Source organism: Streptomyces sp. NPDC090032 (assembly GCF_044748025.1).
Taxonomy (GTDB): domain Bacteria; phylum Actinomycetota; class Actinomycetes; order Streptomycetales; family Streptomycetaceae; genus Streptomyces.
Window position 1 is genome coordinate 37,848 of record NZ_JBIVFF010000010.1, and the last position, 25,578, is coordinate 63,425.

Annotated in this window: 21 protein-coding genes; 11 read left to right on the forward strand and 10 right to left on the reverse strand. The window is 73.3% G+C overall.

Features of this window, described 5'->3' with window-relative positions:
• Positions 1-11: 11 nt before the first annotated feature.
• From ACIPWY_RS24640 to ACIPWY_RS24655, 4 genes are all read right to left on the reverse strand, one after another.
• Complete coding sequence (locus tag ACIPWY_RS24640) at positions 12-4,715, reverse strand: hypothetical protein (RefSeq protein WP_401534997.1); 4,704 nt, start codon at positions 4,713-4,715, stop codon at positions 12-14.
• 82 nt (positions 4,716-4,797) lie between these two features.
• Entirely contained in the window at positions 4,798-5,694 is an 897-nt protein-coding gene (locus tag ACIPWY_RS24645; protein WP_362908963.1) for a hypothetical protein, read from the reverse strand.
• 100 nt (positions 5,695-5,794) lie between these two features.
• Positions 5,795-7,321 carry a hypothetical protein gene (locus tag ACIPWY_RS24650; protein WP_362908965.1) on the reverse strand — a complete coding sequence of 509 codons (1,527 nt, stop codon included), beginning with the start codon at positions 7,319-7,321 and terminating at the stop codon, positions 5,795-5,797.
• A gap of 103 nt (positions 7,322-7,424) precedes the next feature.
• A complete protein-coding gene (locus tag ACIPWY_RS24655) occupies positions 7,425-8,129 on the reverse strand; it encodes a GntR family transcriptional regulator (RefSeq protein ID WP_383894711.1) in 705 nt (234 codons plus the stop codon).
• A gap of 160 nt (positions 8,130-8,289) precedes the next feature.
• Here ACIPWY_RS24655 and ACIPWY_RS24660 point away from each other — a divergent pair, with 160 nt between their 5' ends.
• The 5 genes from ACIPWY_RS24660 to ACIPWY_RS24680 all read left to right on the forward strand — a co-directional run bounded on the left by ACIPWY_RS24660 (position 8,290) and on the right by ACIPWY_RS24680 (position 12,780).
• The gene (locus tag ACIPWY_RS24660; protein WP_393705891.1) at positions 8,290-9,591 is read left to right on the forward strand and encodes an MFS transporter; all 1,302 of its coding nucleotides are present in this window, start codon (positions 8,290-8,292) and stop codon (positions 9,589-9,591) included.
• Entirely contained in the window at positions 9,588-10,445 is an 858-nt protein-coding gene (locus ACIPWY_RS24665) for a putative hydro-lyase (RefSeq protein WP_362908970.1), read from the forward strand. The genes ACIPWY_RS24660 and ACIPWY_RS24665 overlap by 4 nt, the downstream gene beginning before the upstream one ends.
• Positions 10,446-10,541: 96 nt before the next feature.
• Positions 10,542-11,297 carry a LamB/YcsF family protein gene (locus tag ACIPWY_RS24670; RefSeq protein ID WP_393705902.1) on the forward strand — a complete coding sequence of 252 codons (756 nt, stop codon included), beginning with the start codon at positions 10,542-10,544 and terminating at the stop codon, positions 11,295-11,297.
• Entirely contained in the window at positions 11,294-11,914 is a 621-nt protein-coding gene (locus tag ACIPWY_RS24675; protein ID WP_393705892.1) for an allophanate hydrolase subunit 1, read from the forward strand. The genes ACIPWY_RS24670 and ACIPWY_RS24675 overlap by 4 nt, the downstream gene beginning before the upstream one ends.
• Positions 11,911-12,780 carry a biotin-dependent carboxyltransferase family protein gene (locus tag ACIPWY_RS24680; RefSeq protein ID WP_393705893.1) on the forward strand — a complete coding sequence of 290 codons (870 nt, stop codon included), beginning with the start codon at positions 11,911-11,913 and terminating at the stop codon, positions 12,778-12,780. Before ACIPWY_RS24675 ends, ACIPWY_RS24680 begins: the two co-directional genes overlap by 4 nt.
• A gap of 117 nt (positions 12,781-12,897) precedes the next feature.
• Here the strand turns inward: ACIPWY_RS24680 and ACIPWY_RS24685 are convergent, their stop codons facing one another.
• The 5 genes from ACIPWY_RS24685 to ACIPWY_RS24705 form a co-directional block, all read right to left on the reverse strand.
• The gene (locus tag ACIPWY_RS24685; protein ID WP_362908978.1) at positions 12,898-13,755 is read right to left on the reverse strand and encodes an SGNH/GDSL hydrolase family protein; all 858 of its coding nucleotides are present in this window, start codon (positions 13,753-13,755) and stop codon (positions 12,898-12,900) included.
• Positions 13,752-14,969: a glycosyltransferase gene (locus ACIPWY_RS24690; RefSeq protein WP_362908980.1), complete on the reverse strand. Its 1,218-nt coding sequence runs from the start codon at positions 14,967-14,969 to the stop codon at positions 13,752-13,754. Before ACIPWY_RS24690 ends, ACIPWY_RS24685 begins: the two co-directional genes overlap by 4 nt.
• Entirely contained in the window at positions 14,966-16,090 is a 1,125-nt protein-coding gene (locus tag ACIPWY_RS24695) for a glycosyltransferase family 4 protein (protein ID WP_393705894.1), read from the reverse strand. Before ACIPWY_RS24695 ends, ACIPWY_RS24690 begins: the two co-directional genes overlap by 4 nt.
• Positions 16,091-16,230: 140 nt before the next feature.
• Positions 16,231-17,649 carry a HEAT repeat domain-containing protein gene (locus ACIPWY_RS24700; RefSeq protein ID WP_393705895.1) on the reverse strand — a complete coding sequence of 473 codons (1,419 nt, stop codon included), beginning with the start codon at positions 17,647-17,649 and terminating at the stop codon, positions 16,231-16,233.
• A gap of 278 nt (positions 17,650-17,927) precedes the next feature.
• The gene (locus tag ACIPWY_RS24705) at positions 17,928-18,320 is read right to left on the reverse strand and encodes an ankyrin repeat domain-containing protein (protein ID WP_362908985.1); all 393 of its coding nucleotides are present in this window, start codon (positions 18,318-18,320) and stop codon (positions 17,928-17,930) included.
• 282 nt (positions 18,321-18,602) lie between these two features.
• Here ACIPWY_RS24705 and ACIPWY_RS24710 point away from each other — a divergent pair, with 282 nt between their 5' ends.
• Together ACIPWY_RS24710 and ACIPWY_RS24715 are read left to right on the forward strand one after the other, a co-directional pair.
• Positions 18,603-18,797 (forward strand): hypothetical protein, encoded by a 195-nt coding sequence (locus ACIPWY_RS24710; RefSeq protein WP_266668277.1) that lies wholly within the window; start codon positions 18,603-18,605, stop codon positions 18,795-18,797.
• A 37-nt stretch (positions 18,798-18,834) separates the two neighbouring features.
• Positions 18,835-20,472: a hypothetical protein gene (locus tag ACIPWY_RS24715; protein ID WP_393705896.1), complete on the forward strand. Its 1,638-nt coding sequence runs from the start codon at positions 18,835-18,837 to the stop codon at positions 20,470-20,472.
• Between the two features lie 19 nt (positions 20,473-20,491).
• Here ACIPWY_RS24715 and ACIPWY_RS24720 read toward each other — a convergent pair whose 3' ends face one another.
• Entirely contained in the window at positions 20,492-21,991 is a 1,500-nt protein-coding gene (locus ACIPWY_RS24720) for a PLP-dependent aminotransferase family protein (RefSeq protein WP_362908989.1), read from the reverse strand.
• Between the two features lie 100 nt (positions 21,992-22,091).
• Here ACIPWY_RS24720 and ACIPWY_RS24725 point away from each other — a divergent pair, with 100 nt between their 5' ends.
• The 4 genes from ACIPWY_RS24725 to ACIPWY_RS24740 all read left to right on the forward strand — a co-directional run bounded on the left by ACIPWY_RS24725 (position 22,092) and on the right by ACIPWY_RS24740 (position 25,559).
• A complete protein-coding gene (locus tag ACIPWY_RS24725) occupies positions 22,092-22,760 on the forward strand; it encodes a hypothetical protein (RefSeq protein ID WP_362908991.1) in 669 nt (222 codons plus the stop codon).
• The gene (locus ACIPWY_RS24730; protein ID WP_393705897.1) at positions 22,757-23,524 is read left to right on the forward strand and encodes a glycerophosphodiester phosphodiesterase; all 768 of its coding nucleotides are present in this window, start codon (positions 22,757-22,759) and stop codon (positions 23,522-23,524) included. The genes ACIPWY_RS24725 and ACIPWY_RS24730 overlap by 4 nt, the downstream gene beginning before the upstream one ends.
• A 46-nt stretch (positions 23,525-23,570) precedes the next feature.
• Positions 23,571-24,929: an MFS transporter gene (locus ACIPWY_RS24735; protein ID WP_362908995.1), complete on the forward strand. Its 1,359-nt coding sequence runs from the start codon at positions 23,571-23,573 to the stop codon at positions 24,927-24,929.
• Positions 24,930-25,184: 255 nt separating this feature from the next.
• The gene (locus tag ACIPWY_RS24740) at positions 25,185-25,559 is read left to right on the forward strand and encodes an RNA polymerase-binding protein RbpA (protein WP_081223278.1); all 375 of its coding nucleotides are present in this window, start codon (positions 25,185-25,187) and stop codon (positions 25,557-25,559) included.
• Positions 25,560-25,578 lie beyond the last annotated feature (19 nt).

A 25,578-nucleotide genomic window follows, 5' to 3' on the forward strand; every position in this document is an offset into this window, starting at 1 on the left:
TGTTCGGCGGGCTAGGTCGCCTGGTGGGCAGGGCGCTTGTACATGCGCGTCGCCGTGATCTCCCCGTGCACGGTCTCCTCGCCCGGGTCCTGCTTCGGCAGGCCCGGCCGCAGGTGCTCCTCGACGCTGATGTACTTCAGGCCGGCCCTGAGGTCCGCGTCGTTGCGCAACCTGATGACCAGCGGGAACTCGGCGAGCGCCGTCGTGTCGAACAGGCCCGTGGTGTACAGGAGTTGCACGCCGAGCGCGTCCGACACGGCCCGCTGGAGTTCGAGCAGGTACGTGGCGTTGGCGCGGCCGATCGGGTTGTCGAGGAACAGCGTGCCCGCGTGCCGGTGCTTGTCGCGGCCCCGGTCGTTCGAGCGCAGGGCGGCCATCGTGCAGTACAGGGCGATGGCCGCGGTCAGCAGCTGGCCGCCGGAGAACACGTCGCCCATCTGCCCGACGGGGACCCGCTCCGCGCGCAGCACTGCGTCCGGCTTGAGGATCTCCACGGCGATGCCCTTGGGCTGGAGGGCCGCGGCGACGCCGCGCAGGAGCAGGGACATGCCGTCGCGGCGCAGGTCGGAGTTCTTCTTGAGGGCGGCGCGGGTCGCCTCGTCGACGACCTCGCCGAGCCGCTCCACGAGGGTCGCCTGGTCGGGCTCCTCGAAGCGGATCCGCACGAACTCCTGGCCCGACCACTCGCCGAGCCCCTCCGGGAGGCGGGACAGGCGCTGGGCGGACCGCAGCGTGGCGAGCGCCGACTCGACGAGCCCGCGCAGCCGGTCCACGATCGAGTCGCGGTTGCGCTCCAGCTGCTCCAGCTCGTCGGTCAGGACGCGCAGCCGGGGCGCGAACGCGTCCGCCCACTTCTGCGCGTGCTCCGGCAGCGCGGAGGCGGGCAGCTCGCGGATCTGCTGCCGGGCCGGCGTGCGCACCTGCTCGTAACGCGTGGCGTTCGCGTGCCGTACGAGGATGTCGCTCGCGTCGCGCACGGCGGCCTCGGCGGCGGACAGGTCGGCGGCGCAGCCGCGCAGGGAGCGCCGGGCCTCGGCCGCCGCCTGCCTGGCCTCTTCGAGGGTCCCGGGGTAGGGCTCCGGCTCGTCCTGCTCGGCCTCGTGCCGGTCTGGGTGCTCGCGCAGCAGGTCCTTCAGGAGCGCGGCGGTCTCCTCGAACCCGCCGGTGGCCTCCTCGGCTGCACGGTGGGCGTCGAGGAGTTCGGTGTGGGCGGCGCGGGCGACGGTCAACGCGTCGGTGCGCGCGGCGAGTTCGCCCGTGGCGGTGCGCAGGAGCATCTGGGCGTGCTCGGCGCCGGTGGGGACGAGGTCGTCGGGCAGCTCGGTGTGGGCGTCGTCGCCGTCCTGGGGGGCGTGCCGCTCGGCCTCGCCGCGCAGGCGTCCGAGCTGCTCGCTCGCGGTGGAGACGCGGGCCTCCAGGAGCTGGACCAGCTCGTCGGCGCGGGCCGCGGCGGCCTGCCGTGACGGCCCGTCGGAGCCGTCGGGCGACTCCAGGAGCTGGGCGGCGCGGGTGCGGACCTTGTTGCTGAGGCGGTCGAGCTCGGCGAGCGAGGCACTCTCGTCGCTCTCCGCGCGGGCCTGCTCGGCGCGCAGGTCGGCGCCGACGCCGACCTTCTCGTAGACCTGGGAGGCCGCGCGGTACGCCTCGCGCAGGGCGGGCAGCGACGGCTTCGGCGCCTGGAGGGCGGGCCGCTCGGGGTCCTCGGGTACGTCGTCGGGGGCGCCGGCGATCTCCGCGCGTTCGGCACGCAGGGCGCGGGCGGTACGGCGGGCGTCGTCGGCGGCGCGCTGGGCCGCCCTGCGGTCCTCGTCGGCGGCGCGGGCGCGCTCCAGGCAGGTCTGGGCGCGTGCCTCCGACTCGACGGCCTCGTCGGCGAGTTCACGCAGCTTGACCTGCCAGCCGGCGCGCTCGCGCAGCCGGAACGCGAGGCCCGCGAGGGCGTCGGCGACGCGCCGGGCCCGCTGGGCCGCGTCCTGCCGCTCGTCACGTACGCGGGTCGCCTCGACCGCGGTCTCGTCGGCCTCGGCGCGGACCGTGCGGGCCTCGGCGAGCTCTGCCTCGGTCTCGTCGGCGAAGGCGCGTGCCTCCTGCGCTGCGGCGGCCAGCTCGGGCAGGCGTCCGACCGGGCAGCCGGTGCGCCAGGAGCCGATCCGGGCGGCGAGTTCGCGGTCCTTGGAGAGCCGGGCGGCGAGGGCACGGATCTCCTCGTCGCGCTCGGTCGCGCGCGTGCGCAGCGCCTGCCGCTCCTCGTCGGCGGCGTGCTCGTCGTGCATCGCCGGGTTCGGCGGCACGAGAAAGACACTGGAGACGCGGCCGTCGCCGGTTTCGGTGTGGGGTGTCGGGGCGAGGAGGGCGGCCGCCGTGCCGACGGCGACGGCGGAGCGGGGCAGCAGGGCGGCGCCGGCGAGTGCCTCGCGGGCGCGAGCGTGCGTGTCGGGGTCGGTGATGACGACGCCGTCGACGAGCTCGGGTCGCGCGGCGAGCACGCGCGCGTGGTCCGCGGGGTCGACGGCCTGGGCCAGATAGCGCCAGCCGGGCAGGGCGGGGATGCCGTGCTCGCCGAGGAACTCGACGGTGGCGAGGACGTCGGGTCCGGGCGGCAGGAGCCCTCCGTCGCCGAGCGCGCCGAGGATGCGTGCGTCGTCGGCGGCGGCCGTGCGCAGGTCGAAGAGCTGGCGTTCGGCGGAGGCCACGCCGTCGTCGAGCAGTGCCTTGAGCTCGTCGGCCGCGCGGTCCAGCTCCTCGGCCGTGAGCGGGGTTTCGGTGAGATCGCGGGTGACGGTCGCCACGCGGGCATGCCCGGTCGCGGCGGCTCCGTCGGCCCCCGCGCCCCGGGGTGCGGGCACCCCTGCGGCGGGGATCCCGGGGGCCCCGGACAGTCCGAGCAGCTCGGCGACGCGCTCTTCGCGCGCGAGGGCATCGGCGGCACGGTGCTCGGCCGCGTACGCGTTCTCGGCGGCCGTGGCGGCGTTCGCGGCGCGGGCCGCGGTGAGTTCGGCGCGGGCCTCGGCGCCCGCCGTCTCCCGGGCGTGTTCGCTCGCGCGCCGCGCGGCGTCGCGCGCCGTGTCCCAGGCGGCGACCGTGGTCTTCTCCGCGTCACTCGCGGCGAGCGCCGCGCGCGCGGGGTCGGCGTCGGGCGCCGTGTCGTCGAGCCAGCCGGCCCGTACCGCCTCGGCGGTCTCCTGCTCGACCTCGGAGAGCCGCTGCCGCAGGTGTCCGACCTCGCTGCGGGCGCGCTGCGCCTCCGTCGCGGCGACGGTCGCGTCACGGTGAGCGGTCTCGCCCGCCTCCTGGAGCGCGGCGGATCGCTCCTCGCCCTCGTTCGCCAGCTGCTCGGCGCTCTCGGCCGCTCCGTGCAGGGCGCGTACGAGGTCGGCGGCGGCCTTGGCGCGGGCGGCGAGGGCCGGGGCGGCGTCCCGCTCGGCCTCGCGGATGGCGACGGCCACGCGCGCGGAGCGGTCTGCGGCGGCGCGGTGGCGCAGGACTGCCTCGGCGGCCTGCCAGGCCGCGTGCAGGGTGCGCGCGTCGGCGAGCTCACGCTTCTGTGCGGCGGCGGCCTTCTCGGCTCCCGCGAGTGCCAACGAGGCGTGCCTGTAGGCCAGTTCGGAGGCGATCAGGGCGCTGCGGCCGCGAGCCTGCTCCGCCTCGCCGACGGTGTGCGCGGCGGCGGTGACCTGCTGGGCGAGGTCGGCGGCACGGCCGCGCTCCAGGGCGGCGCGGGCGGCGAGCCTGCGGGCCAGGGTGCGGGTGCGGCGCTCGGCCCCGGCGTGCACGTCACGCGCGCGTGCCCGGCTGTCCGCGGCGTCCACGATGCGGCCGAGGAGATCCACGGAGCCGGCGGTGAACTCGCGCTCGGCGATCAGCTCGGCGCGCCGCCCCAGCTTGTTGCCGAACCCGCTGACCAGGTCGGCCAGCCCGTCCGTGTCCCGCGTGTCGGTGACGGCACGCAGCAGCAGGTCGGTGAAGTCGGAGTCCTTCTTGACGGCGAAGAGGCCGGCGGCCTCACCCTCGTCCGCGTTCATCTCGCGCTGGTAGCGGAAGAGTTCGGGGTCGAGGCCGAGGTCGCCCAGGTGCTCGTTCCACCGGTCGTGGATCTCTTCCCAGTGCACTTCGAGGTGCGGGTACGCCTTGCCCGCGTCGGTGAGAGCGTCCCGGAATCCCTTCATGGTGCGCCGCCGCCCCTGCGCGCCCGAGACGCCCTCGGCCGAGGCCCGTACGGCGGAGGACTCGGCCACGGGCAGCGAGTCCAGGCTCATGCCGGGTCCGGGCCGCAGTGAGTACCAGGCCTCGGCGAACTTGCGCGGGTCGTTCGAGACCTGCCGCCCCCGCCACTCGCTGACCTTGCCGACGACGACGCACTCGCCCGTGAGGGTGTGCTGCCACTCCAGGGCCACGTGCCCGCAGTCGTCGGCGAGCAGGAACTTGCGCAGCACGCCGGAGCTCGCGCCGCCGAGCGTGTTCCGGTGGCCCGGCAGCATCACGGAGAAGATCAGCTTGAGGAGGACGGACTTGCCACCGCCGTTCTCCAGGAAGAGCACGCCCGCGGGCGCGGGGCGCCGCGGCAGCCCGACGGGCTCGTCCTCGAAGAACTCCGCCTGAGTGGGCGCGGGGTCGGGCACGGGCTCGCCCACGCCCCGCAGGTCCAGGACGGTGTCGGCGTAGCGCGCACCGGCGGGCCCGATGGAGTAGAGGCGAATCCGGGACAGCTCGTACATGGCGGCGGACTCTCGTCGTAGTAAGTCGGTGAGGCGGTACGTCGGTAAGGGGGTGCGTCGTGGGGCGGTGGTGCGCGGCCGGTCAGGAGTGGAAGGGGAGTCCCGCGTCGGCCACGAGCTCCCCGTCGTCCTCGTCCGCGGGCGGCAGGAGGCTCGCGGAGCCGTCCGTGACGGGCACGATGCCGAGGTCCGCCAGCTCGGAGAGGGCGGCGGTGCCGGCCAGGTCGCGGACCTGGAGCTGGTAGCGGGCCGTGGTGCGGTAGGTGCCGCCCGAGTCGTCGCCCGTTCTCTGCAGGAACCCGGAGTCGGTGAGGAACGCGACGGCCTTGGCGACGATGCCGGTGGTGGATCCGGCGAGGCGGCGCGCGTCCTTCGTGGCGCCCGTCGAGCTGCGCCGGGCCCAGATGCGCCACGCGGCCTCGAGGCCGGGGGCGTCGGAGACCGGGTCCGTGTTCTCGCCCTGCTCCTCGGCGCGCTCCTCCAGGCGGCGGCAGGCCTGGCGGACGAAGGCGTCCACGCCGTTCACCGTGACGCGGCCGATGTATCCGTCGTCGGCGAGGTCCTCGGGGCGCGGGAAGGCCATGGCGGCGACGGCGAGGTGCGCGAGGCCGTGCAGGAAGCGGTCGGTTCCGTCGGCGGAGGTGCGGCGCGCGTAGTCGCCCATCCGGACGGCGAAGACGGAGTCCTCGGCGGCGGTGACGGCCATCCCCGCGCGCGTGGAGACCTCCAGGACGACAAGGCCGAGCCCGGCGGCGACGGCATCGGCGAGCCGCGCGAACGGCGGGTCCTCGCGGTAGCGGCGCAGCAGCTCGGCGTACTCCTGGTCGCGGGCGGGCTGCAGCTTGGGCTGGAGGCCGAAGGCCACGAGCCGGGCCGCGTCGGCGGCGTCGCCCGGGGTGACGGGCGCGCCGGCCGCCGGAGCCTCGGAGGGCTCAGCCTCGCCCCACGCGGTGTGCTCTGCGGGGTGATCGGTGGTCACGGCTGGTGCTCCTCGGTCAGGTCTGCTGCGAAGCTCGGGTCTACGTCGGCGGATGCGTGCGGCGCGGGGGCCTGGTGCGCTGTGTGCGCTGTGATCGGCACTACGCGGCCTCCGTCCGGTCGGCCGCCATGCCCGCGGCGTCCAGGAGGGCCGTGCCGACGATGAGGTCGGCGCCGCCGAACTCGGGGTCGTCCAGTTCGGTGCCGTCGTCCACGGCGAACAGCAGCTTCTCCTCGCCCTGCCGATAGGCCGTGCCGACCGGAGGGCTGGCCGCGTGGACGGACAACAGGGCGACCAGATAAGGCAGTTCGGGGTCGCGGCGGCGCGCCTCCGCGAGCAGTCCGGAGAGCCGGCGCGGCGCGTCGGAGGGCAGGTCGAGCAGCTCCATGGCGCTCGCGAGCTGCTCCTCGCTGAACCGGCTGTCGTCGGGCGTGGCGATCAGGTCGGGCTCGGGCATCTCGACGCCGAGGTGCTCCCGCTCCTGGGGCGGCGTAAGCAGTATGTCGATCAGGTCCCCGACCCGTACGGACACGGGCGTCCGCATGCCCGTCCCGCGCGCGAAGAACGCGTCGGTGACGCGGCTCGCCTGCTCGACCGGCAGCGGCAGCAGGGGCGCGACGAGCTGCCCGTACAGGTCGAGGCCCGCGCGCGCGGACGGCGCGGCGAACGCCTGCCGGTCCTGTTCGGCGCGGAACAGGGGGCCCGCTTCGAGGAGGCGGGACTGGAGCTGCGTGTGGCGGCGGATGCAGTCCTTGACGATGTCGACGAGCTCGGCGGCGCGCCGCTTGTGCTCGGGGTCCTCGGACTCGTCGCGGGCCTTGCGGATGTTCGTGAGGATCGCGTTCTCGTGGCGGTACCGGTCGGCGACGTGGTCGAGGGCCTCGGCGATCATGTCGGGGACGGCGTTCAGCCAGTCCACCGCGCGGACGTTCCTCCGGGTCGCGTCCAGGGCCCTTCGGAGGGTCTCGGAATACTGCACCGTCCGGTACCTGGCCTGCTCGGCGGCGAGCTGGGCGTCGGCGAGACGGCCGCGGTTGATCAGCACCTCCAGCTTCACCTCCGCGGCGATCTGGGCGCTGGTGACGTCGGTGTCGAGAGCGCCCACCAGGACGTTGACCGCTTCGTCGGTGGTGCGGAGGTAGACGCTGCCCCCGTAGCCGGGGACCTCCTCGATCAGCTTGAAGTCGTAGTCCCTGCGGACGTAGGAGCCGTCGGGCGCGAACGTGCCGTACACGGCGCGGAAGCCGCGGTCGACGCTGCCGACGTTGATCAGGTTCTCCAGGACCCAGCGGGCCACGCGCTCGTGCTCGGCGGCGGGGCGCTGCGGGGCCTGTGCGCCGACCCGGGGGATGAGCCTGGCCACTATCTGCTCGTGGTCGGCGCCCGTGTCGAAGTCCATGTTGAGCGTGACGAGGTCGATGGCGGAGAGCGCCACCTCGGCCATGCCGTATCCGGAATACTCGCCCGCGAGATTGGCCTTGCGCACGTCGAGGTCGTGCAGCGGCGCGGTGCAGGCGAGCGCGCGAAGGCGGCGCGCGAGCCCTTCGTCGGCGGCCGGGCCCGGTGCGGGCCGCGGCCCCGCGCTGAGCTGGGGCGGAACGGATTCCGTGGTGGCAGGCGAAGTCACGGAGCACAGACTAGGTCCTAGGTCTGACAACGGTCGAAACGGCGCAGAAGCGACCGCCCGCACCGCACGCTCCGCGCGGGCCGCGCCACCGGGTCGGCAGCCGTCAGGCGTCCGGCTGTTCACCCTTGGCGACCCGGCGGCCGTAGACGTCGACCAGGCCTTCGCGGGAGTCGTCGAGGTACTGGGCCAGCAGCCGCTCGGCGTCGTCGCGGCGCCCGGCCCCCAGGGTTTCGAGGATCTGCCGGTTGCGGGCGAGATAGGGCTCGTGCAGGCGGCGCGGATCGTCCACGACGTGGAACGCGAGGCGCAGTTCGGCGAAGACGCTGCGCATCAGCTCGTCGGTCCGCGCGCTGCCCGCGAGCGCCACGAGCTCCCGGTGGAAGTGGATGTTGGCGGTGGAGACGCCCTTCCACTCCCGCGCCTCGGCGGCGCGGTGCCCTTCGGTGACCGCGTCGGCCAGGGGCCCGATGTCGTAAGGGGGCCGGCCGAGGCCGCGTACGACGGCGCACTCGACGAGGCGGCGTGTGAGGTAGATGTCCTCGACGTCCTCGACCGTGAGCACGCGCACGAAGACGCCGCGGTTGAGCTGGTGCACCAGGAGCCGCTCGTGGGTGAGCAGTCGGAACGCCTCTCGCAGCGTGTTCCGCGAGACGCCGAGTGCGCCGCCGATGCTGTCCTCCGACAGGCGGGTGCCGGGCGGGAAGTACCCCTCCGCGATGCGGCTCCTGAGGATGTCGGCGACCCGCTCGGCGGTGCTGGTGCGCCCAAGGAGCGCGCGATCGTCCGCCAGTCCGTTCAGTTCGGCCACGCCCGAATTCAAGCGCAGATACCAGAACGAAACAACATGGGTATTGAGGGATCGTTCAACGATCCTCTACCTTGTCGGTCAGACGCGGATCCCCGCACGTTCCGCGCCCCTCGGTTCAGCCCACTCAGGAAGCACCCATCCCCCCTCCCGCGAGGTGCCCATGAGCACGACTCCACCGCCCGACGCGACCCTGGCCGACTCCCCCACACGCCCTGGTGAACTCCCGCCCTCCGAGGGCGCGTTCGGCTGGCTGCGCGATCTCGGCCCGCGCGGCCGACGCGCCTTCGGGGGCGCCTTCGGGGGCTATGCGCTCGACTCGTACGACTACTTCACACTGCCGCTGAGCATGGTCGCGCTGGCCGCGTACTTCGGGCTCGACAGCGGCCAGACGGGCCTGCTGACCACGGTCACGCTCGTCGTCTCCGCGGTCGGCGGCGCCGTCGCCGGCGTCGTGGCGGACCGCATCGGCCGCGTGAAGGCCCTGCTGATCACGGTCATCACCTACGCGGTCTTCACCGTGGCCTGCGGCTTCGCTCCCAACTACGAAACCCTGCTGGTCTTCCGCGCTCTCCAGGGCCTCGGCTTCGGCGGCGAGTGGGCGGTCGGCGCGATCCTCGTCGCCGAGTACGCCACGGCCAGGAACCGCGGCCGCACCCTGGGAGCGGTGCAGAGCGCGTGGGCGATCGGCTGGGCGCTCGCCGCCGTCGTCTACACCCTGGTGTTCCAGTTCCTCGGCGACGACCTCGCATGGCGCGTGATGTTCTGGACCGGCGCGCTCCCGGCGCTCCTCGTGCTGTGGGTACGGCGCCGGGTGCACGACGCCCCGAAGGCCACCGAACAGCTGGGCACGAGCGCGCAGAAGGGGTCCTTCTCGGCCATCTTCGCCCCGGACCTGCGGCGCGTCACCCTGTTCGCGGTCCTCCTGTCGACGGGCGTCCAGGGCGGCTACTACACGCTCGCCACCTGGGTGCCCACGTACCTCAAGACGGAGCGCGGCCTGACCGTCGTCGGCACCGGCGGCTATCTCACGTTTCTGATCTCCGGCGCCTTCGCCGGCTACCTGGCCGGGGGCTACCTCACCGACCTGCTCGGCCGTAAGCGCAACATCGCTCTCTTCGCGGTGCTGTCCGCGGTGAGCATCGCCGCCTACACGAGCATCCCCGACGGGGCCAACGGCCTTCTCCTCGTGCTCGGTTTCCCGCTCGGGTTCTGTATGTCGGCGATTTTCAGCGGCTTCGGCTCGTTCCTGAGCGAGCTCTACCCGACGGCCGTGCGCGGCACGGGACAGGGCTTCACGTACAACACGGGGCGTGCCGTCGGAGCCGTCTTCCCCACGCTCGTCGGGTACCTCGCCGACAGCTGGGGTGTCGGCGGCGCCTTGATCTTCGGTGCGGTGGGGTACGCACTTGCCGTGATCGCCCTCTTCGGACTGCCCGAGACCCGCGGAAGGGAGCTGCTGTGAACCGCACGCAAGCCCTCCCGACGGAGACCGTCAGCCGCGACAGGTCCCCGGCCGCCACGGAACTCGTCGACAGCCACGCGCACGCGTGGAGCCCGGCCGAGGCCCGCGCCCGCATCCGCGCCGGCGCGTCGGGGCCGACCGCGGGCTGGTCGCGCGGCCACACACAGGCCAACCTCATCTCGGTCCCCATCGACTGGGCGTACGAGATGCTGCTGTTCTGCCAGCGCAATCCCAAGCCCTGTCCCGTCCTCGACGTCACGGACGCGGGCTCCTGGACCACCCCGCTGGCTCCCGGCGCCGATCTGCGCACCGACCTGCCGCGCTACCGGGTGTGGGAGCACGGCGAGCTGACCGACGAGCCCACGGACGTCGTCGACCACTGGCGCGACGACCTCGTGTCGTTCCTCATCGGGTGCAGCTTCACGTTCGAGTGGGCGCTGTCCGAGGCCGGTGTGCCGATGCGCCACATCGAACAGGGCAGCAATGTCGCGATGTACACGACCAGCCGCCAGTGCCGGCCCGCTGGGCGGCTGCGGGGGCCGATGGTGGTGTCGATGCGCCCGGTGCCGCCGGAGCATCTCGCGGCGGCCATCCGGGAGAGCGCGCTGCTGCCCGCCGTGCACGGCAGCCCGGTGCACTGCGGGGAGGCGTCCGGGCTCGGCATCGAGGATCTCGGGCGGCCGGACTTCGGCGATCCCGTGGCCGCGCAGCCGGGCGACATCCCGGTGTTCTGGGCATGCGGCGTCACTCCCCAGGCCGCGGTGATGGCCTCGCGGCCGCCGTTCGCCATCACGCACGCGCCCGGCCGGATGTTCCTGACCGACGCGCGCGACGAGCAGTACCGCGTCGCCTGATCCCGCAACACCCCACCGGAAGAAGAGGGTTCCGTGACCTCACCGACCTCACCGACCTCACCGACCTCACTGACCGCGCAGGCCCCGCCCACGGCGGTGACCGTCGACCTGAACGCCGACCTGGGCGAGGGCTTCGGCCGCTGGCGCCTGACCGACGACGAGCAGCTCCTGTCCGTCGTCACGAGCGCCAACGTGGCCTGCGGCTTCCACGCCGGGGACGCGGCCACGATGCGCCGGGTGTGCGCCCTCGCGGCCGAGCGCGGTGTCCGGGTCGGCGCCCAGGTCTCGTACCGGGATCTGGCCGGGTTCGGGCGGCGCGCCATGGACGTGCCGCCCGAGGAGCTGGCGGCCGAAGTGGCTTACCAGATCGGCGCCTTGGAGGTCTTCGCGCGCGCGGCGGGCACGCGCGTGGCCTACGTCAAACCGCACGGAGCGCTCTACAACCGTGTCGTCCACGACCAGGAGCAGGCCTGGGCGGTCGTCGACGGTGTCCGCCTTGCGGATGACACGCTGCCCGTCCTCGGGCTTCCCGGTTCACGCCTCCTGGAGGTGGCCGGCGAGGCCGGACTGCCTGTCGTGACCGAGGCGTTCGCGGACCGGGCCTACACCGCGCGGGGCACGCTCGTGCCGCGCGGCAGCGACGGCGCCGTGGTGACGGACCCCGAGTCCGTGGTCGAGCGGTCCGTCGGCCTGGCCCGCTTCGGGACGGTCACCTCGCACGACGGCGAGCAAATCTCCGTACGCGCACGCTCCCTGTGCCTGCACGGGGACACTCCCGGCGCGGTGGACCTCGCCCGACGGGTGCGGGGGCGGCTGGAGTCGGCGGGCGTCCGGGTGGAGGCCTTCGCGTGAAGGCCCTTCCGGTCGGCGACCGGGCGCTGCTCGTCGAGGTCTCCGGAGGCGAGGAGGCCGCCGCGCTCCACGCCGAGCTGCTGCGCCGCCGCGCCGCGGGCGAGCTGCGCGTACGCGAGATCGTGCCCGCGGCCCGCACGGTGCTCCTCGACGGCCTCGACGAGCCCGCGGCCCGGCTCGCCGCGCAGCTGCCGCACTGGGAGGTCCCACCGCTGCCCCCGCGCGGGGGCGACGCCGTCCACATCCCCGTCCGCTACGACGGCCCCGACCTGATGGACGTCGCCGCGCTGTGGGGCGTTCCGGTGGAGGAGGTGCCGCGCATCCACGCGGCGGCCGAGTTCCGGGTCGCCTTCTGCGGGTTCGCGCCCGGCTTCGGCTATCTGACAGGGCTGCCCGCCCGGTACGACGTGTCACGCCGGCCGACGCCGCGCACCTCCGTCCCGGCGGGCTCCGTCGCGCTCGCGGGGCCTTACACGGGCGTGTACCCCCGCTCGTCGCCCGGCGGCTGGCAGCTGATCGGCACGACGGACATCGTGCTGTGGGACCACGCGCGCGTGCCTGCCGCCCTCCTCGCCCCGGGGACCCGGGTCCGCTTCGTTCCGGAGGTGGCCGCATGACGGACCGTGCCATGGCCGTCGTCCGGGCCGGAGCGCTGACCACCGTGCAGGACGAGGGCCGTCCGGGGCACGCGCATCTCGGGGTGCCGCACTCCGGCGCGCTCGACCTCCCGGCGGCCCGCCTCGCCAACCGGCTCGTCGGCAACGCGCGCGAGGCCGCCGTCCTGGAGACCACCCTCAACGGATGTGCCGTGCGGCCGCGTTGTGATGTGACGGTGGCCGTGGCGGGAGCGCCGTGCGCGGTGACGGTGGACGGGCGCCCTGTCGCCTGGGGCGCGCCGGTACGGGTCCCGGCCGGGGCGCTGCTCGATCTCGGACCCGCGCTCTTCGGAGTACGCAGTTACGCGGCGTTCGCCGGTGGGGTGGCCGTCGAGCCGGTCCTCGGCAGCCGGTCGAGCGACCTGCTCTCCGGGCTCGGACCGGCCCCCCTCGCGGACGGCACGGTGCTTCCCCTGGGAGCGGTGTCGTCGGCGCACGCACGCGTGGACGTGGCCCCACTGCCGGGGCCGCCCCGTGAGTTGGTCCTGCGGATCTCGCTCGGGCCGCGCGCGGACTGGTTCACAGCGGACGCCCTGCGCACGCTGACCACGCGCGCGTACCGCGTGTCGTCGGCGAGCAACCGCATCGGGCTGCGTACGGAGGGCCCGCCTCTGCTCAGGGCACTGGAGGGCGAACTCCCCAGTGAGGGAATGGTCCTGGGTGCCGTACAGGTTCCGCCGGACGGCAGGCCCGTCGTGTTCCTCGCCGACCACCCGACGACGGGCGGCTATCCGGTGGTCGCCGTCGTACGCCAGGAAGACCTGCCCGCGGCCGCACAGGCGCCCCCTGGCACACCGGTCCGTTTCGTCCCGGCGACGGGCCGCTGACGGCAGCCCTCACAGCGACCACCGACCACCGGGCCACCCGACTCCCAGCCGGCTGCCCACCCTCGTGCGGTGGCCGGACGCGCCCGTCGCCACGTCACCTCGCACCCACTGCGCCCCTCAGGCCGCGTCCACCTGTTCCACAGCCGCCAGCGCCGCGAGCGCCGAGACCACCGAGCTGGACGCCCGCAGGTCGAGGCGGGCGCTGGTGCCGCGTGCCCGGTGGCGCAGTTCGTCCGCGGCGAGGGTGAGGAGCTGGGGGAGCAGGTCGGTGCACCGCCGTGCGACCCAGCCCGTGCCCGCCGTGGCGAGCCACAACAGGCTCGCCGAGCGCGTGGGCGCGGGCCGTTCGGGCTCCGGTGACGGCGGCGTGCCCAGGGCACGCCCGTCGGCCGCGAGCAGGGCGTGGAACCGGGCGGCGAGCATCCGGTGCCCTCGCTCCCCGGGGTGCAGCCGGTCCGCGCTCCACATGGAACGGTCGGTGACCCATGCCCCCTCGGCCGCGTGCAGATGCACGGCGCCGTACCGCTCGGACAGGGCGTGGACGACCGAGTTCACCGCCTGCTGACGCCTCGCGAGAGGCTGACCGAGGAGGCCGGGCAGCCCCAGCATGGTGCCGGGGTCGGGCAGGCACGCCGTGAGCAGGACCGCGCCCTGCTCCGTGAAAGCCGCGTACACATGGTCGAGGCGGGCGGCCACGGCGTGGATGTCGAAGGTGCGGCGCAAGGTGTCGTTGACGCCTACGAGGACGGAGGCGATGTCGGGCCGCAGGGCCAGCGCCGCCGCCATCTGCCGGTCGAGGACGTCGTGCGTCTGGGCGCCGCTCGCCGCGAAGTTGTGGAACTCCACGGGTACGCCGTCCGGGGCGAGCCCGGCGGAGAGCAGCTCGGCCCAGCCGCGCCAGCCGTCACCCACCGGGTCGCCGACCCCTTCGGTCAGGGAGTCCCCGAGGGCGGCGAACCGCAGGACCGCGCTCATACGGCATCCCGCCCGGTCACCCGCAGAGGCACGTCCGCCGTTTCCCGGAAGGGCACGTCGGCGGTTGTCCGGCGCGGCACGTCGGCCGTTACCCGTACGGCGTCGTGTGCCTGCAGGAAGGCGTCCACCGCCGCGCCCCACCCGAAGCACTCCGCACGCGCGCGTGCCGCCTCCCGGCGTTCGTCCCTGGGCCGTGCGACCAGCTCCTGCACGGCGGCGGCGAACGCCTCGCCGGTGTCCTGCGCGACTCCCCCGGCGGGACCCACGACCTCGGGCAGCGCCGACGACGCGCTGGCGACGACGGGGGTGCCGCAGGCCATCGCCTCGAGCGCGGCGAGCCCGAACGTCTCCGCGGGCCCCGGCGCGAGACACACGTCCGCCGCTGCCTGCAACGCCGCGAGGTGTCCGCGGTCGGCCACGTGCCCGAGGAACCTCACCGGCAACCTCCGTGCGCGTGCCTGCTGTTCGAGACGCGCCCGCAGCGGCCCGTCCCCGGCGACGACGAGCACCGCCTGCGTCCCCCGGCGGCGGAGGGCGTCCAGGGCGTCGAGCGCGGTGCCGGGGCGCTTCTCCACGGAGAGTCGCGAGCACATGACGAGCAGCACCTCACCCACGCGCGCGTACCGCTCCCGTACGGCGGGGTCCCGCAAGGCCGGGTGGCAGCGCTCCAGGTCGACGCCGAGCGGGGCGCGTACGACGTTGCGCGCACCGATGCGGATGAACTCGCGTTCGGCGTACTCGGTCGTGCAGACCACGCGCGCGTAGGCGTGCGAGGTGCGGGAGTTGAGCGCGTCGGCGGCGCGCAGGGCGAACTTCTCGGGCAGGCCCCAGGTCCGCAGGACCCCGTCGGCCGTCTCGTGGGACACCATCACGGCGGGCACGCGGGCGCGCCGCGCCCACTCCCCCGTCCACCTGAGGGTCGTCCGGTCGGACACCTCGATGCGGTCGGGGGCGAGGCGTTCGAGCAGTTCGGCCACGCGCCGCCGGTCGGTGAGGACGCGGTAGCCGCCGGTGCCGGGGAGCAGCGTCCCCGGCAGCGTGATGACGCGGCCCTGCGTGCTCTCGTGCTCGCCGGCCCGCTCCCCCGGCACGATCAGGACGGGTTCGTGCCCGGCGGCGAGGTAGCCGGTCCCCAACTCCCGCAGGGCGGTGCGCAGTCCGCCCGAGGCGGGCGCGACGAAGTTGGCGAGACGCACGATCCGCAGGCCGCTCATGCCGCCACCGCCGTCCGCGCGTCGAGGACCTCTTCGTAGTGGCCGACCAGCTGGTCCCCGACGGCCTCCCAGGTCCGTCCTTCGACCGTGCTGCGGCCCGCCGCCCCGTAGGCGAGGCGGCGCAGCGGGTCCTCGGCGAGCGACCAGACGGCGTCGCGTACGGCGGACGCGTCGCCGGGCGTGACGAGGAGCCCGGTCCGGCCGTGTGCGACGAGGTCCAGCGGCCCGCCGGCGGCGGGCGCGATCACCGGCACGCCGCTGGCCATGGCCTCCTGCACGGTCTGGCAGAACGTCTCGTAGGGGCCCGTGTGGGCGAAGATGTCCAACGAGGCGAAGATGCGGGCGAGTTCGGCGCCGGTGCGGCGGCCGAGGAAGACGGCGCCGGGCAGTGCCTCGCGCAGGCCGGGCTCGCTGGGGCCGTCGCCGACGACGACCACGCGCACCCCCTCGAGGCCGCACGCACCTGCCAACAAGTCGACTTGTTTCTCTGGGGCGAGCCGGCCGACGTAGCCGATGATCAGCTCCCCGTCGGGGGCGAGTTCGCGCCGCAGCGCTTCGTCGCGCAGGTCGGGCCGGAACCGTACGGTGTCCACCCCGCGCGGCCAGAGGCGCACGCGCGGCACCCCGTGCCCCTCCAGGTCGCGCACGGCGGCGCTGGACGGGGCCAGCGTGCGGTCGGCGGCGCCGTGGACGCCGCGGATCCGCCGCCACGCGGTGGCCTCTCCGGCCCCCATGTACGTACGCGCGTAACCGGCGAGGTCGGTCTGATAGACGGCGACGGCGGGGATCCGCAGCCGTGCGGCGGCGGCCATGCCGCGTACGCCGAGGATGAACGGGCTGGCCAGGTGGACGAGTTCGGCGCCGTGGGCGGCCACGGCCGCGGCCACCCGGCGGCTCGGCAGGGCCACCCTGACCTGCGGGTAACCCGGCAGGGGCAGGGACGGTACGCGTACGACGGGGCAGGGGGCGTCGGTGTCGGCGTCAGGGCCCGACGCTGCGGCCGGGGCGATGACGAGGGGGTCGTGGCCGCGGGCGGCGAGATGCCGGGCGGTCTGCAGGGCGCAGTGAGCCACACCGTTGATGTCGGGGGGAAAGGACTCGGTGACGATGACGACACGCATACCGGTGTTGTCGTCGCGTCGAGCGTGGGCACGTCAACGTGGATCTTTCCTGGCGAGGAACGTCCCATGAGCGTTGGCCCTCGCCCGTCGGCGACCGGGAGGCAGCGACCTTCGAGCGTTGCCTCCCGGAAAGCCGCCGGTCACAAAGCCGTCGCGTCCGGTCCGATTCTGCTGCGCACCGCGGTCTGCACCTCGGCCTCCTCGGCCGGGTCGGCGGCGAGTCTCCTGAGCTGGTCCACGACGCGCGCGTCGCCGGTCTCCGCGTGGCGCGCGGCGACCTCGCGGGTGGACTCCTCACAGTCCCACAGGCATTCGACGGCGAATCCGGCGGCGAAGGAGGGGTCGGTGGCGGCGAGGGCCTTGGCGGCATGGCCGCGCAGGTGGGACGAGGCGGTCTCTCTGTAGACGTGGCGCAGGACGGGGGCGGCGCAGGCGATGCCGAGGCGTCCTGCCCCGTCGACCAGGGGCCACAGGGTCGGTGCGTCGGCGCCTTCGCCGCGCACCGCCTCGCGCAGTGCGGCCAGGACGAGTTCGGTGTCCTGGGCGCCACCGCGGCAGGCGAGCATGCGTCCCGCGGCGGCGCCGAGGGCGTCCGGCCTGGGGGCCCAGCGGCGGGCGCGCTCCAGGGAGGAGACCGTCCGCATGCGTTCGAAGGCGTCGAGGGCGGCGTCCACGACCGCGTGCGAGGGGCTCTCCACGGCGGCCTCGATCAGATCGAGCACGCCCGGATCATGGGTGTCGGCGAGGTAGCGCAGGGCCGTACAGCGGGCGCCGTCGTGCCCGGTGAGCGCGGCCCGGACGATTTCGTCCCTGTCGTCGGGTCCGGCGACGGCGGTCAGGCAGCGCGCGGCGGGCACGTACAGGACGGCGCCCCGTTCGAGGCCTTCCTGGGCCCAGTCGAAGACGGCCTGCACGCTCCATCCGGGGCGTGGCCCGGCGGGGCGCATCTGGCGCTGCCACTGGTCGAAGGAGCCGCGGTCCTGGGCGGCGCGCACGCGGGCGCCGATGGCTTCCCTGGGGTCGTCGGCCCACAGCCGCCAGGGGCGCGGTTCGTATGCGTCGCGCACGGCGGCGGCGAGTTCCGCGTCGCCCTCGGGGTCCTCGGGGAATCTGTCGAGGATGGGGGCGGCGAGTATGCGCAGCCCCGCGTCGTCGTCGCGCAGGGCCAGCTCGTCGAGGGCCCAGGCCCAGCTGGAGCCGAAGGCGGCATAGCGGCGCAGCAGCTCCAGGGCGTCGCGCCTGCCGTACGAGGCGAGGTGGCCGAGGACCGAGAGCGCGAGGCCCGTGCGTGACTCGTCCGTATCGAGGACGTCGTCGGGGTCGAAGAGGTGGCGCTCGATCTCCCCGAGCTCTCCGTGGAGGTCGAGGTAGAGACGGGCGTAGTAGAGCGAGCGGTTCTCCACCTGCCAGTCGTGGCGGGGGTCGCTCAGCACACAGTGGTTGAGAGCCGCGAGCGCTTCGGCGCGCGGCGCCGTCAGCGCGTGCAGGGTGCCGTCGCCGCGGCCCCTCTGCAGTAGGCCGAGCAGCGTGCCGCTGGGCGCTATGAACGGATCGAACATGGGAAACAGCCTCACATCAAGCGTCGACGCAACCGGGGGAACTGCACTACCTGGCCGCGCGACAACACTGCGGGGCGCCCGCCGTCTCTTGCTTGCTGTAGACCATCTTCCTCTGCCTCTCGTCTGTGGTCCGAAGCGGACCGTTCACGGCCCGCGCGGTGTGGCACCATCTGCCCCACCGTCGCGTCCGTGAATCACGTCGTCATGATGACCCAGCGGTTCTTCCCACCGCGACCACATTTCCTGCTCCCCCGTTCTGCCTGGTCAAAGCGTGTGCGTCAGGATGCGCCGAAGAGCTCCAGAAGCTCCGCCTTGGCGAACATGCGGGCGGTGTCGATGGCCGACGGGGTCCCCGCGGCCGGGTCGGCCCCGCCGTCGAGCAGCGCCCGGATCACGTCGTCCGCACCCTTGAAGACGGCGCCCGCGAGCGGGGTCTGGCCCCGGTCGTTGGCGCGGTCGGCGTCGGCGCCACGCGCCAGGAGGGCACGGACCGCCTCGGCGTGCCCGTGATAGGCGGCGAGCATCACGAGGGAGTCGCCGCGGTCGTTCGTGAGGTTCGGCGAGACGCCCGCGTCAACATAAGAGGCGAGCTGTTCGCTCTCGCCCCGGCGCGCAAGATCGAAGATCTTGGTAGCCAGTTCCACGACCTCCGGGTCGGGGGCTTCGCTCATCGGAACAGACCGCCTTTGCGTATACGGAGTGCTACGACCGTGCGGCCGTACGAGTGAATCGACAGCGTACTGCCCGGTTCGGCACATGAGCGGCGCCGCCCGAGGCAAAGATCACGGCGGGCCCTGACGGCGGTACGGCACGCACTCAGGAGGCTCACCGAGCGCCTGCCGAACGGGTGAAATAAAGAATATTCCACCCATTTGCACCTTTTGTCGTATAGATACATGCTGTGAGCCTGGAAGAACTCATGGTGACTGTCCCCATCGACCAGGAGAACTCAAATGATCCTGTCCATCTCAGGCGTGGTGCTGCTCGGAATCATTGCCTTCCTCTTCTTCCGCAAAGACGGGCTCAAGCCTTCGCACGGCCTGACCTGCGCCCTCTTCGGCTTCTACCTCGCGGGCACCGCCATCGCCCCGAGCATCAAGGCCGGCGGCGCGAGCCTGGCCGGCCTGCTCGGCGGGATCAAGTTCTGACCCCCTCCTCCCTCGCACGCACCTTCAGGAGACAGACGTGGCCCGGCGCCCCCTCCCCCGCATTCTGAGCAACGGCAGCGCCCCCATCGCCCGGAGCCGGGAACTGGCACGGACGGCAGCCGACGGGGCCATCGACGTACTCCATCCCCTCATCACGATCAGCAAAGGCATGGGCCGCCTGGCATCCGCCGGGCGGCAGAAGTGGGCCGACACCCCCAAGGACCGGCGCGGACCGCTGCTGTTCCTGATGGTGGCCGTGGTGCTGGTCGTGATGATGATTCCGTACGGGCCGCTGCTGGCGCTCATCACCCTGATGGCAGCGGCCGCGTGGAAGGGCAGGGATCTCACTCCGCCGGCGCCGACCGGCCCGGACGAGTCCCAGGTCAAGCGGCTCACCTCGCTCTACGAAGCACTTGTCCCGTACTTCTCCGTCCCAGAGGACCCGAGCCCGCTCTTCGCCCACGGCGGCGAGTGGGAGAAGGCCTTCGAGTCGTACGACTTCGACGACGACGGGCGCGTTTCACGGATCGTGGTGTGCTACCCGGCGTACTTCACGGACGGCGAGGCCGACTCCCGCGCCCGTATCGAACAACTCCTGCACGCCAAGTCGGGCCGGGGCCGCGAGTACCGCTTCGAGTGGGACGAGGAGGGCAACCGGCTGACGGTCACCGTCCTGCCGCCGCTGGCCACCGACATCGCCGCCCAGCGCTTCGTCACGGCACCGGGCGAAATGGTCCTGGGCTTCACCGACGAGAGCGGCACGCAGCGGACCCTGCCCCTCGGTGACGGCGACGAGCCGCGCGACGTACCGCCCGTCGTCTGGCGTACGGGCATGCGCTCCACCGAGCCGCACCTCCTCGCCGTCGGCCACCCCGGCAGCGGGACCACCTCACTCCTGCGCTCCATCGCGCTCCAGGCCCTGCAGCACGGTGACGTCCTCATCGTGGAGGGCAACGGAACGGGCGACTACGCGTGCCTGACCGGGCGCAGCGGTGTCCTGGCCGTCGAGTGCGGTCTCGCCGGCGCCCTGGCCAGCCTCGAATGGGCGGCGCACGAGACGGAGCGGCGCCTGATCGCCGCCAACCGGGCGCGCCAGGCCGGCCACCCCGCGCCGGACGACACCCGGCGCCCCCTGTGGATCCTGTTCGACCGGCCCAGCGTCCTCGGTCATCTGGCCGCGGCCGGCGGGCGCAAGGACCCGCAGGACCTGCTCCAGGTCCCCCTGCGGCACGGGCGCGCCGCCAACGTCACGGTCGTCGTGGCCGACCAGTTCGACAGCCTCGACTCCCTGACCGACACCGTCTGTCAGCACACACGCGCGCGCGTGGTGCTCGGCCCGGCCACGTACGACCAGATCGAGGACGTCCTCGGCGTCGCGCCCCACACGACGCCCACTGCGGACGTGCCCGCCGGACGGGGTTACGCCCGTCTCGGCGCGGGCGCCGTCCACCGCCTCCAGGTGCCGGCCACCCCCGACCCGTACGACGACGCGACGAGTGACGCGCACCGGCAGGCGGTGCTCGCGCTGCTCCCGCAGCGGACGACTCCGGCCGACGACAACCCCGAGGCCGGGCCGGTCGAAGCAGCCGAGCCGGTGGAAGCCGTGCAGGTCGTTGAAACGGTGGAAGCCGTGGAAGCGGTGGCTACGGCGCGGACGGTCGCCGCCGAAGGGTGACGACCGGGCCCCACCGGCCCTAGGCGATGAGAGTCCGCGGCGGCTCCGCCCCGGACGCTCCGCCTTCCCGCACCAGCCGCGCCGCCGCCGCGAGCCGCACCGCCGCCTCGTCGGCGACCGCCCCGGACACCGTGAACGGCAGCCGCACATACCCCTCGAAGGCGCCGTCCACCCCGAAGCGGGGGCCCGAGGGCACCCGTACGCCGACGCGCTCGCCGACCTCCGCGAGCCGGGATCCCGACAGGCCTCCGGCGCGCACCCACAGCGTCAGTCCGCCGACCGGCACATCGAACTCCCAGTCAGGCAGCTCGCGGCGCAGCGCGCCGACCAGCGCGGCGCTGTTGTCCCTGGCCTGGATGCGGCGCAGCTGAACGGCCTCCTCCCAACCGCCGGTGCTGAGCAGCCAGTTCACGGCCAGCTGCTCCAGGACCGGGGTGCCGAGGTCGGCATAGGCGCGCGCGGCCACGAGGCTGCGGATGACGTCGGGCGCGGCCCGCACCCAGCCGATGCGCATGCCCGCCCAGAACGCCTTGCTCGCCGAGCCGACCGTGATGACGGTGGAGCCCGACGGGTCGAAGGCGCAGACGCGGCGGGGCATGTCCAGGTCGGGGTCGAAGTGGAGCTCGGTCATGGTCTCGTCGACGACGAGCACGGTGCCGGCCGAGCGCGCAGCCTCGACGAGCTGCCTGCGCTGGTCCTCGTCGGCGAGCGCCCCGGTGGGGTTGTGGAAGTCGGCGACGACGTAGGCGAGCCGGGGCGCCGCGTCGCGCAGGACCTGCCGCCAGCGGTCGAGGTCCCATCCCGCGAGCCCCTCGGCCATGGCGACAGGGACGAGCCGGGCGCCCTCCTCGCGCATGAGCTGGAGGATGTTGGCGTACGAGGGCGACTCGACGGCGATGCGCTCGCCGCGGCCCGCGAACAGATGACAGATCGCGTCGATCGCGCCCATCGCGCCGGTGGTGACCATGATCTGCTCGGGCATCGTGGGGATGCCGCGGGCGGTGTAGCGCTCGGCGAGCATCTCGCGCAGCGCGGGCAGGCCCGCCGGGTAGTCGCCGTGGGTGTGCGCGTAGGGCGGGAGTTCGCCGAGCGCGCCCTGGACGGCGCGGGTCAGCCAGGGTTCGGGGGCGGGCAGGGCCGCGGTGCCGAGGTCGATCATCGAGCCGAGCGCCTCGGGCGGCAGGGGCTCGAGGCCGCGTGCGGGCAGCGGGTTCCCGGCCGGTACGGCGGTCCAGCTGCCCGCTCCCCTGCGCGATTCGAGGAACCCCTCGCCGCGCAGCGCCTCGTAGGCGGCGGCGACGGTCGTGCGGCTGACGGCCAGGGAGACGGCGAGCTCGCGCTCGGCGGGAAGGCGCGCCGCGACGGGCACACGCCCTTCGAGGACGAGGAGGCGGATGCCGTCGGCGAGGGCGCGGTAGGCGGGCGGGCGGCGGCTGCCGGAGCCCGGCGGGCGCGTCTGCTGGGAGGTGAGGAGCCGGGCGAGCTGAGCCGCGCCGACCGCCGAAGTCCACTGAGCCATCGCAGTCCAGTCCACCTTCCCCGAATTGGCCATGGTTGGCCTGTGATCCCAAGCCACAGAGTGTCATGCAACAGGCCACTACCACCACAGGGGGCTCCACTTGTCCGCGTCGTCCACACCACCCGGCGCCGGTCTCACCCGGCGCCTTCTCCAGCTCTACGCCGGCCTGGCGCTGTACGGCGTGAGTTCCGGTCTCCTCGTGGAGGCGGGACTCGGTCTGGAGCCGTGGGGCGTCCTCCACCAGGGCCTCGCGGAACTCACGGGGCTCTCCATCGGCGTCGTGTCGATCATCGTGGGCGCCCTGGTGCTGCTCCTGTGGATCCCGATCAGGCAGCGCCCCGGCCTCGGCACCGTCTCGAACGTCTTCGTGGTCGGCATCGCGATGGACGGCGCGCTGGCCGTCGTGCCAGATGTGCACGCCCTCGGGATCCGGATCCCGCTGATGGCGGCGGCGATCGTCCTGAACGGCGTGGCGACGGGCCTCTACATAGCCGCCTCCTTCGGGCCCGGCCCGCGCGACGGTCTGATGACGGGGCTGCACCGGCGTACCGGGCGCTCGATCCGGCTGGTGCGGACGACGATCGAGATCGCGGTGGTCGCGACCGGCTTCGCCCTCGGCGGCACCATCGGCGTGGGCACCGTCCTGTACGCCGTGGCGATCGGCCCACTGGCCCAGGTGTTCCTGAAGGTCTTCGCCGCCCCGGCGCCTCCAGAGGCACCCACCGTGGTTGCCGGAGCGTCACCCGAAGGGGCGATACTTCCGCGGTGACCACGCGCGTACCCCATCCCTATCTCGACCGGTCCGGACCCCTGGCCTTCGCTCATCGCGGCGGGACGGCCGACGGCCTGGAGAACACGATGGCGGCGTTCCGGCGCTCCGTGGACCTCGGCTACCGCTACATCGAGACCGATGTGCACGCCACGGCCGACGGCACGCTCGTGGCCTTCCACGACGCGACCCTGGACCGGGTCACCGACGGGGCGGGCCGGATAGCGGACCTGCCCTGGAGCGACGTGCGCCACGCGCGCGTGGCGGGCCGCGAACCGGTGCCGCTCTTCGAGGAACTCCTGGAGACCTTCCCCGACGTGCGCTGGAACGTGGACGTCAAGGCCGAGCGCGCGCTGCTCCCGCTGCTCGATCTGATCGGCCGGACGGACGCGTGGGACCGGGTCTGCGTCGGCTCGTTCTCGGAAGCCAGGGTCGCCAGGGCGCAGTCCCTCGCGGGTCCCCGGCTCGCGACGTCGTACGGCACGCGTGGCGTGCTCGGCCTGCGCCTGCGGTCCCTCGGACTGCCCGCGGCGCTGCGCCCTTCGGCGGTGTGCGCCCAGGTACCCGTGGCCCATTCGGGGATACGCGTCGTCGACCGCCGCTTCGTCCGCGCGGCCCACGCGCGCGGGCTCCAGGTCCACGTGTGGACGGTCAACGACCGCGCACAGATGAGTGAACTCCTCGACCTCGGCGTGGATGGCATCATGACCGATCACATCGAGACGCTGCGCGACGTACTCAGGGACCGGGGAGCCTGGACCTGACGGCCCGCAGGCCGCGTCCGGACACGGGGACAGCGAGGGGGCGCGGGTGGGCGGCGACACCGTGCGGGCACAGACGGCGGGCGACGACGCGGCGCAGCGGCGCCGGGAACAGCGCGGCTGGTACTTCTACGACTGGGCCTGCTCGGTCTACTCGACGAGCGTCCTCACGGTGTTCCTCGGGCCGTATCTGACGGCGGTCGCCAAGTCGGCGGCGGACGCGGACGGCTTCGTTCACCCGCTGGGGATACCGGTGCGGGCCGGCGCGTTCTTCGCGTACACCGTCTCCGCCTCGGTGATCGTCTCGATCCTGGTGATGCCGCTCGCGGGTGCGGCGGCGGACCGTACGGGCCGCAAGAAGCCGCTGCTCGCGATCTCGGCCTACCTGGGGGCCGCGGCGACCGCCGGGATGTTCTTCCTGGACGGGGACCGCTACCTCCTGGGCGGGTTCCTGCTCGTCGTCGCCAACGCCTCGCTCGCGGTGTCGATGGTGCTCTACAACTCCTATCTGCCCCAGATCGCACCCCCCGAGGAACGTGACGCCGTCTCCTCGCGCGGCTGGGCGTTCGGCTACGCGTCCGGGGCGCTCGTCCTGGTGGCGAACCTCGTCCTGTACTCCGGCCACGACTCCTTCGGTGTCTCGGAGTCGACGGCGGTACGGATCTGCCTGGCCTCGGCGGGCGTGTGGTGGGGCGCGTTCACGCTCGTACCGCTACGCCGCCTGCGGGACCGGCGCACGGCTCCCGCCTCCGGCGAGGCGGCCGCGGTCCCCGGCTGGCGTCAACTGGCCTCGACCGTGCGCGACATGCGCCGCCGCCCGCTGACGCTGTCCTTCCTGCTCGCCTATCTGGTCTACAACGACGGCATCCAGACGGTGATCTCGCAGGCATCCGTGTACGGCTCGGAGGAGCTCGGCCTCGACCAGTCGACGCTGATCGTGGCGGTGCTGCTGGTCCAGGTCCTGGCCGTCGCGGGGGCGCTCGCGATGGGGCGCCTCGCCCGTACGTACGGCGCGAAGAACACGATTCTCGGCTCGCTGATCGCCTGGACGGTCACGATCGGGGCCGGTTACTTCCTGCCGTCGGGGGCGCCGGTGTGGTTCTTCGCACTGGCGGCCGGGATCGGGCTCGTCCTCGGCGGCACGCAGGCGCTGTCGCGTTCTCTGTTCTCCCATCTGGTACCGGCCGGCAAGGAGGCCGAGTACTACTCCGCATACGAGATGAGCGACCGGGGAATGAGCTGGCTCGGACCGCTCGTTTTCGGCCTCGCGTACCAGTTGACCGGCAGTTATAGGGACGCCATCGTGTCCTTGGTGGCGTTCTTCATGATCGGCTTTGTGCTCCTTGCCCGGGTTCCGGTGAGGCAGGCGGTGCGGGCCGCGGGAAATCCCGTACCCACCCGGATTTAGCGCCTGGGGCCAAAGGCCGGTAGTGTACGCGTTTGGCCTGCCAGGCGTACCGTTACTGCACGTCAATATCGCAAAACGCCGGGTGACATCTGCTGGCAGATGTGACAAACCGGGCGCCGGTGGGTACAACAAGGGGCGGCTACGACGGCGACGCATGACCCGGAACCGGGAATCTTTACCGCCGACCGGACGTTGACCGGATGACGACGACAGCGACACCTGTCCTGTGGGCGACAAGCCCGGGAGGCACGATTCATGAGTGAGCGAGCTCTTCGCGGCACACGCCTCGTAGTGACCAGCTATGAGACGGACCGCGGCATCGACCTGGCTCCGCGCCAGGCCGTGGAGTACGCATGCGAGAAGGGACATCGCTTTGAGATGCCCTTCTCGGTGGAGGCCGAAATTCCGGCCGAGTGGGAGTGCAAGGTCTGCGGGGCCCAAGCACTTCTGGTCGACGGAGACGGCCCTGAGGAGAAGAAGGCCAAGCCCGCTCGTACACATTGGGACATGCTGATGGAGCGGCGCACTCGCGAGGAGCTCGAAGAGGTCCTCGAGGAGCGGCTCGCCGTTCTCCGATCAGGTGCCATGAACATCGCGGTGCATCCGCGCGACAGCCGCAAGTCCGCCTGATCCCTCGGGAGCAGCGGGA

Coding starts and splice junctions, on each gene's coding strand:
- ACIPWY_RS24690 (WP_362908980.1), bottom strand. CDS start 14,969: ATGAGCGGCCTGCGGATCGTGCGTCTCGCCAACTTCGTCGCGCCCGCC.
- ACIPWY_RS24710 (WP_266668277.1), top strand. CDS start 18,603: ATGATCCTGTCCATCTCAGGCGTGGTGCTGCTCGGAATCATTGCCTTC.
- ACIPWY_RS24720 (WP_362908989.1), bottom strand. CDS start 21,991: ATGGCTCAGTGGACTTCGGCGGTCGGCGCGGCTCAGCTCGCCCGGCTC.
- ACIPWY_RS24700 (WP_393705895.1), bottom strand. CDS start 17,649: ATGTTCGATCCGTTCATAGCGCCCAGCGGCACGCTGCTCGGCCTACTG.
- ACIPWY_RS24705 (WP_362908985.1), bottom strand. CDS start 18,320: ATGAGCGAAGCCCCCGACCCGGAGGTCGTGGAACTGGCTACCAAGATC.
- ACIPWY_RS24660 (WP_393705891.1), top strand. CDS start 8,290: ATGAGCACGACTCCACCGCCCGACGCGACCCTGGCCGACTCCCCCACA.
- ACIPWY_RS24695 (WP_393705894.1), bottom strand. CDS start 16,090: ATGCGTGTCGTCATCGTCACCGAGTCCTTTCCCCCCGACATCAACGGT.
- ACIPWY_RS24640 (WP_401534997.1), bottom strand. CDS start 4,715: ATGTACGAGCTGTCCCGGATTCGCCTCTACTCCATCGGGCCCGCCGGT.
- ACIPWY_RS24740 (WP_081223278.1), top strand. CDS start 25,185: ATGAGTGAGCGAGCTCTTCGCGGCACACGCCTCGTAGTGACCAGCTAT.
- ACIPWY_RS24685 (WP_362908978.1), bottom strand. CDS start 13,755: ATGAGCGCGGTCCTGCGGTTCGCCGCCCTCGGGGACTCCCTGACCGAA.
- ACIPWY_RS24680 (WP_393705893.1), top strand. CDS start 11,911: ATGACGGACCGTGCCATGGCCGTCGTCCGGGCCGGAGCGCTGACCACC.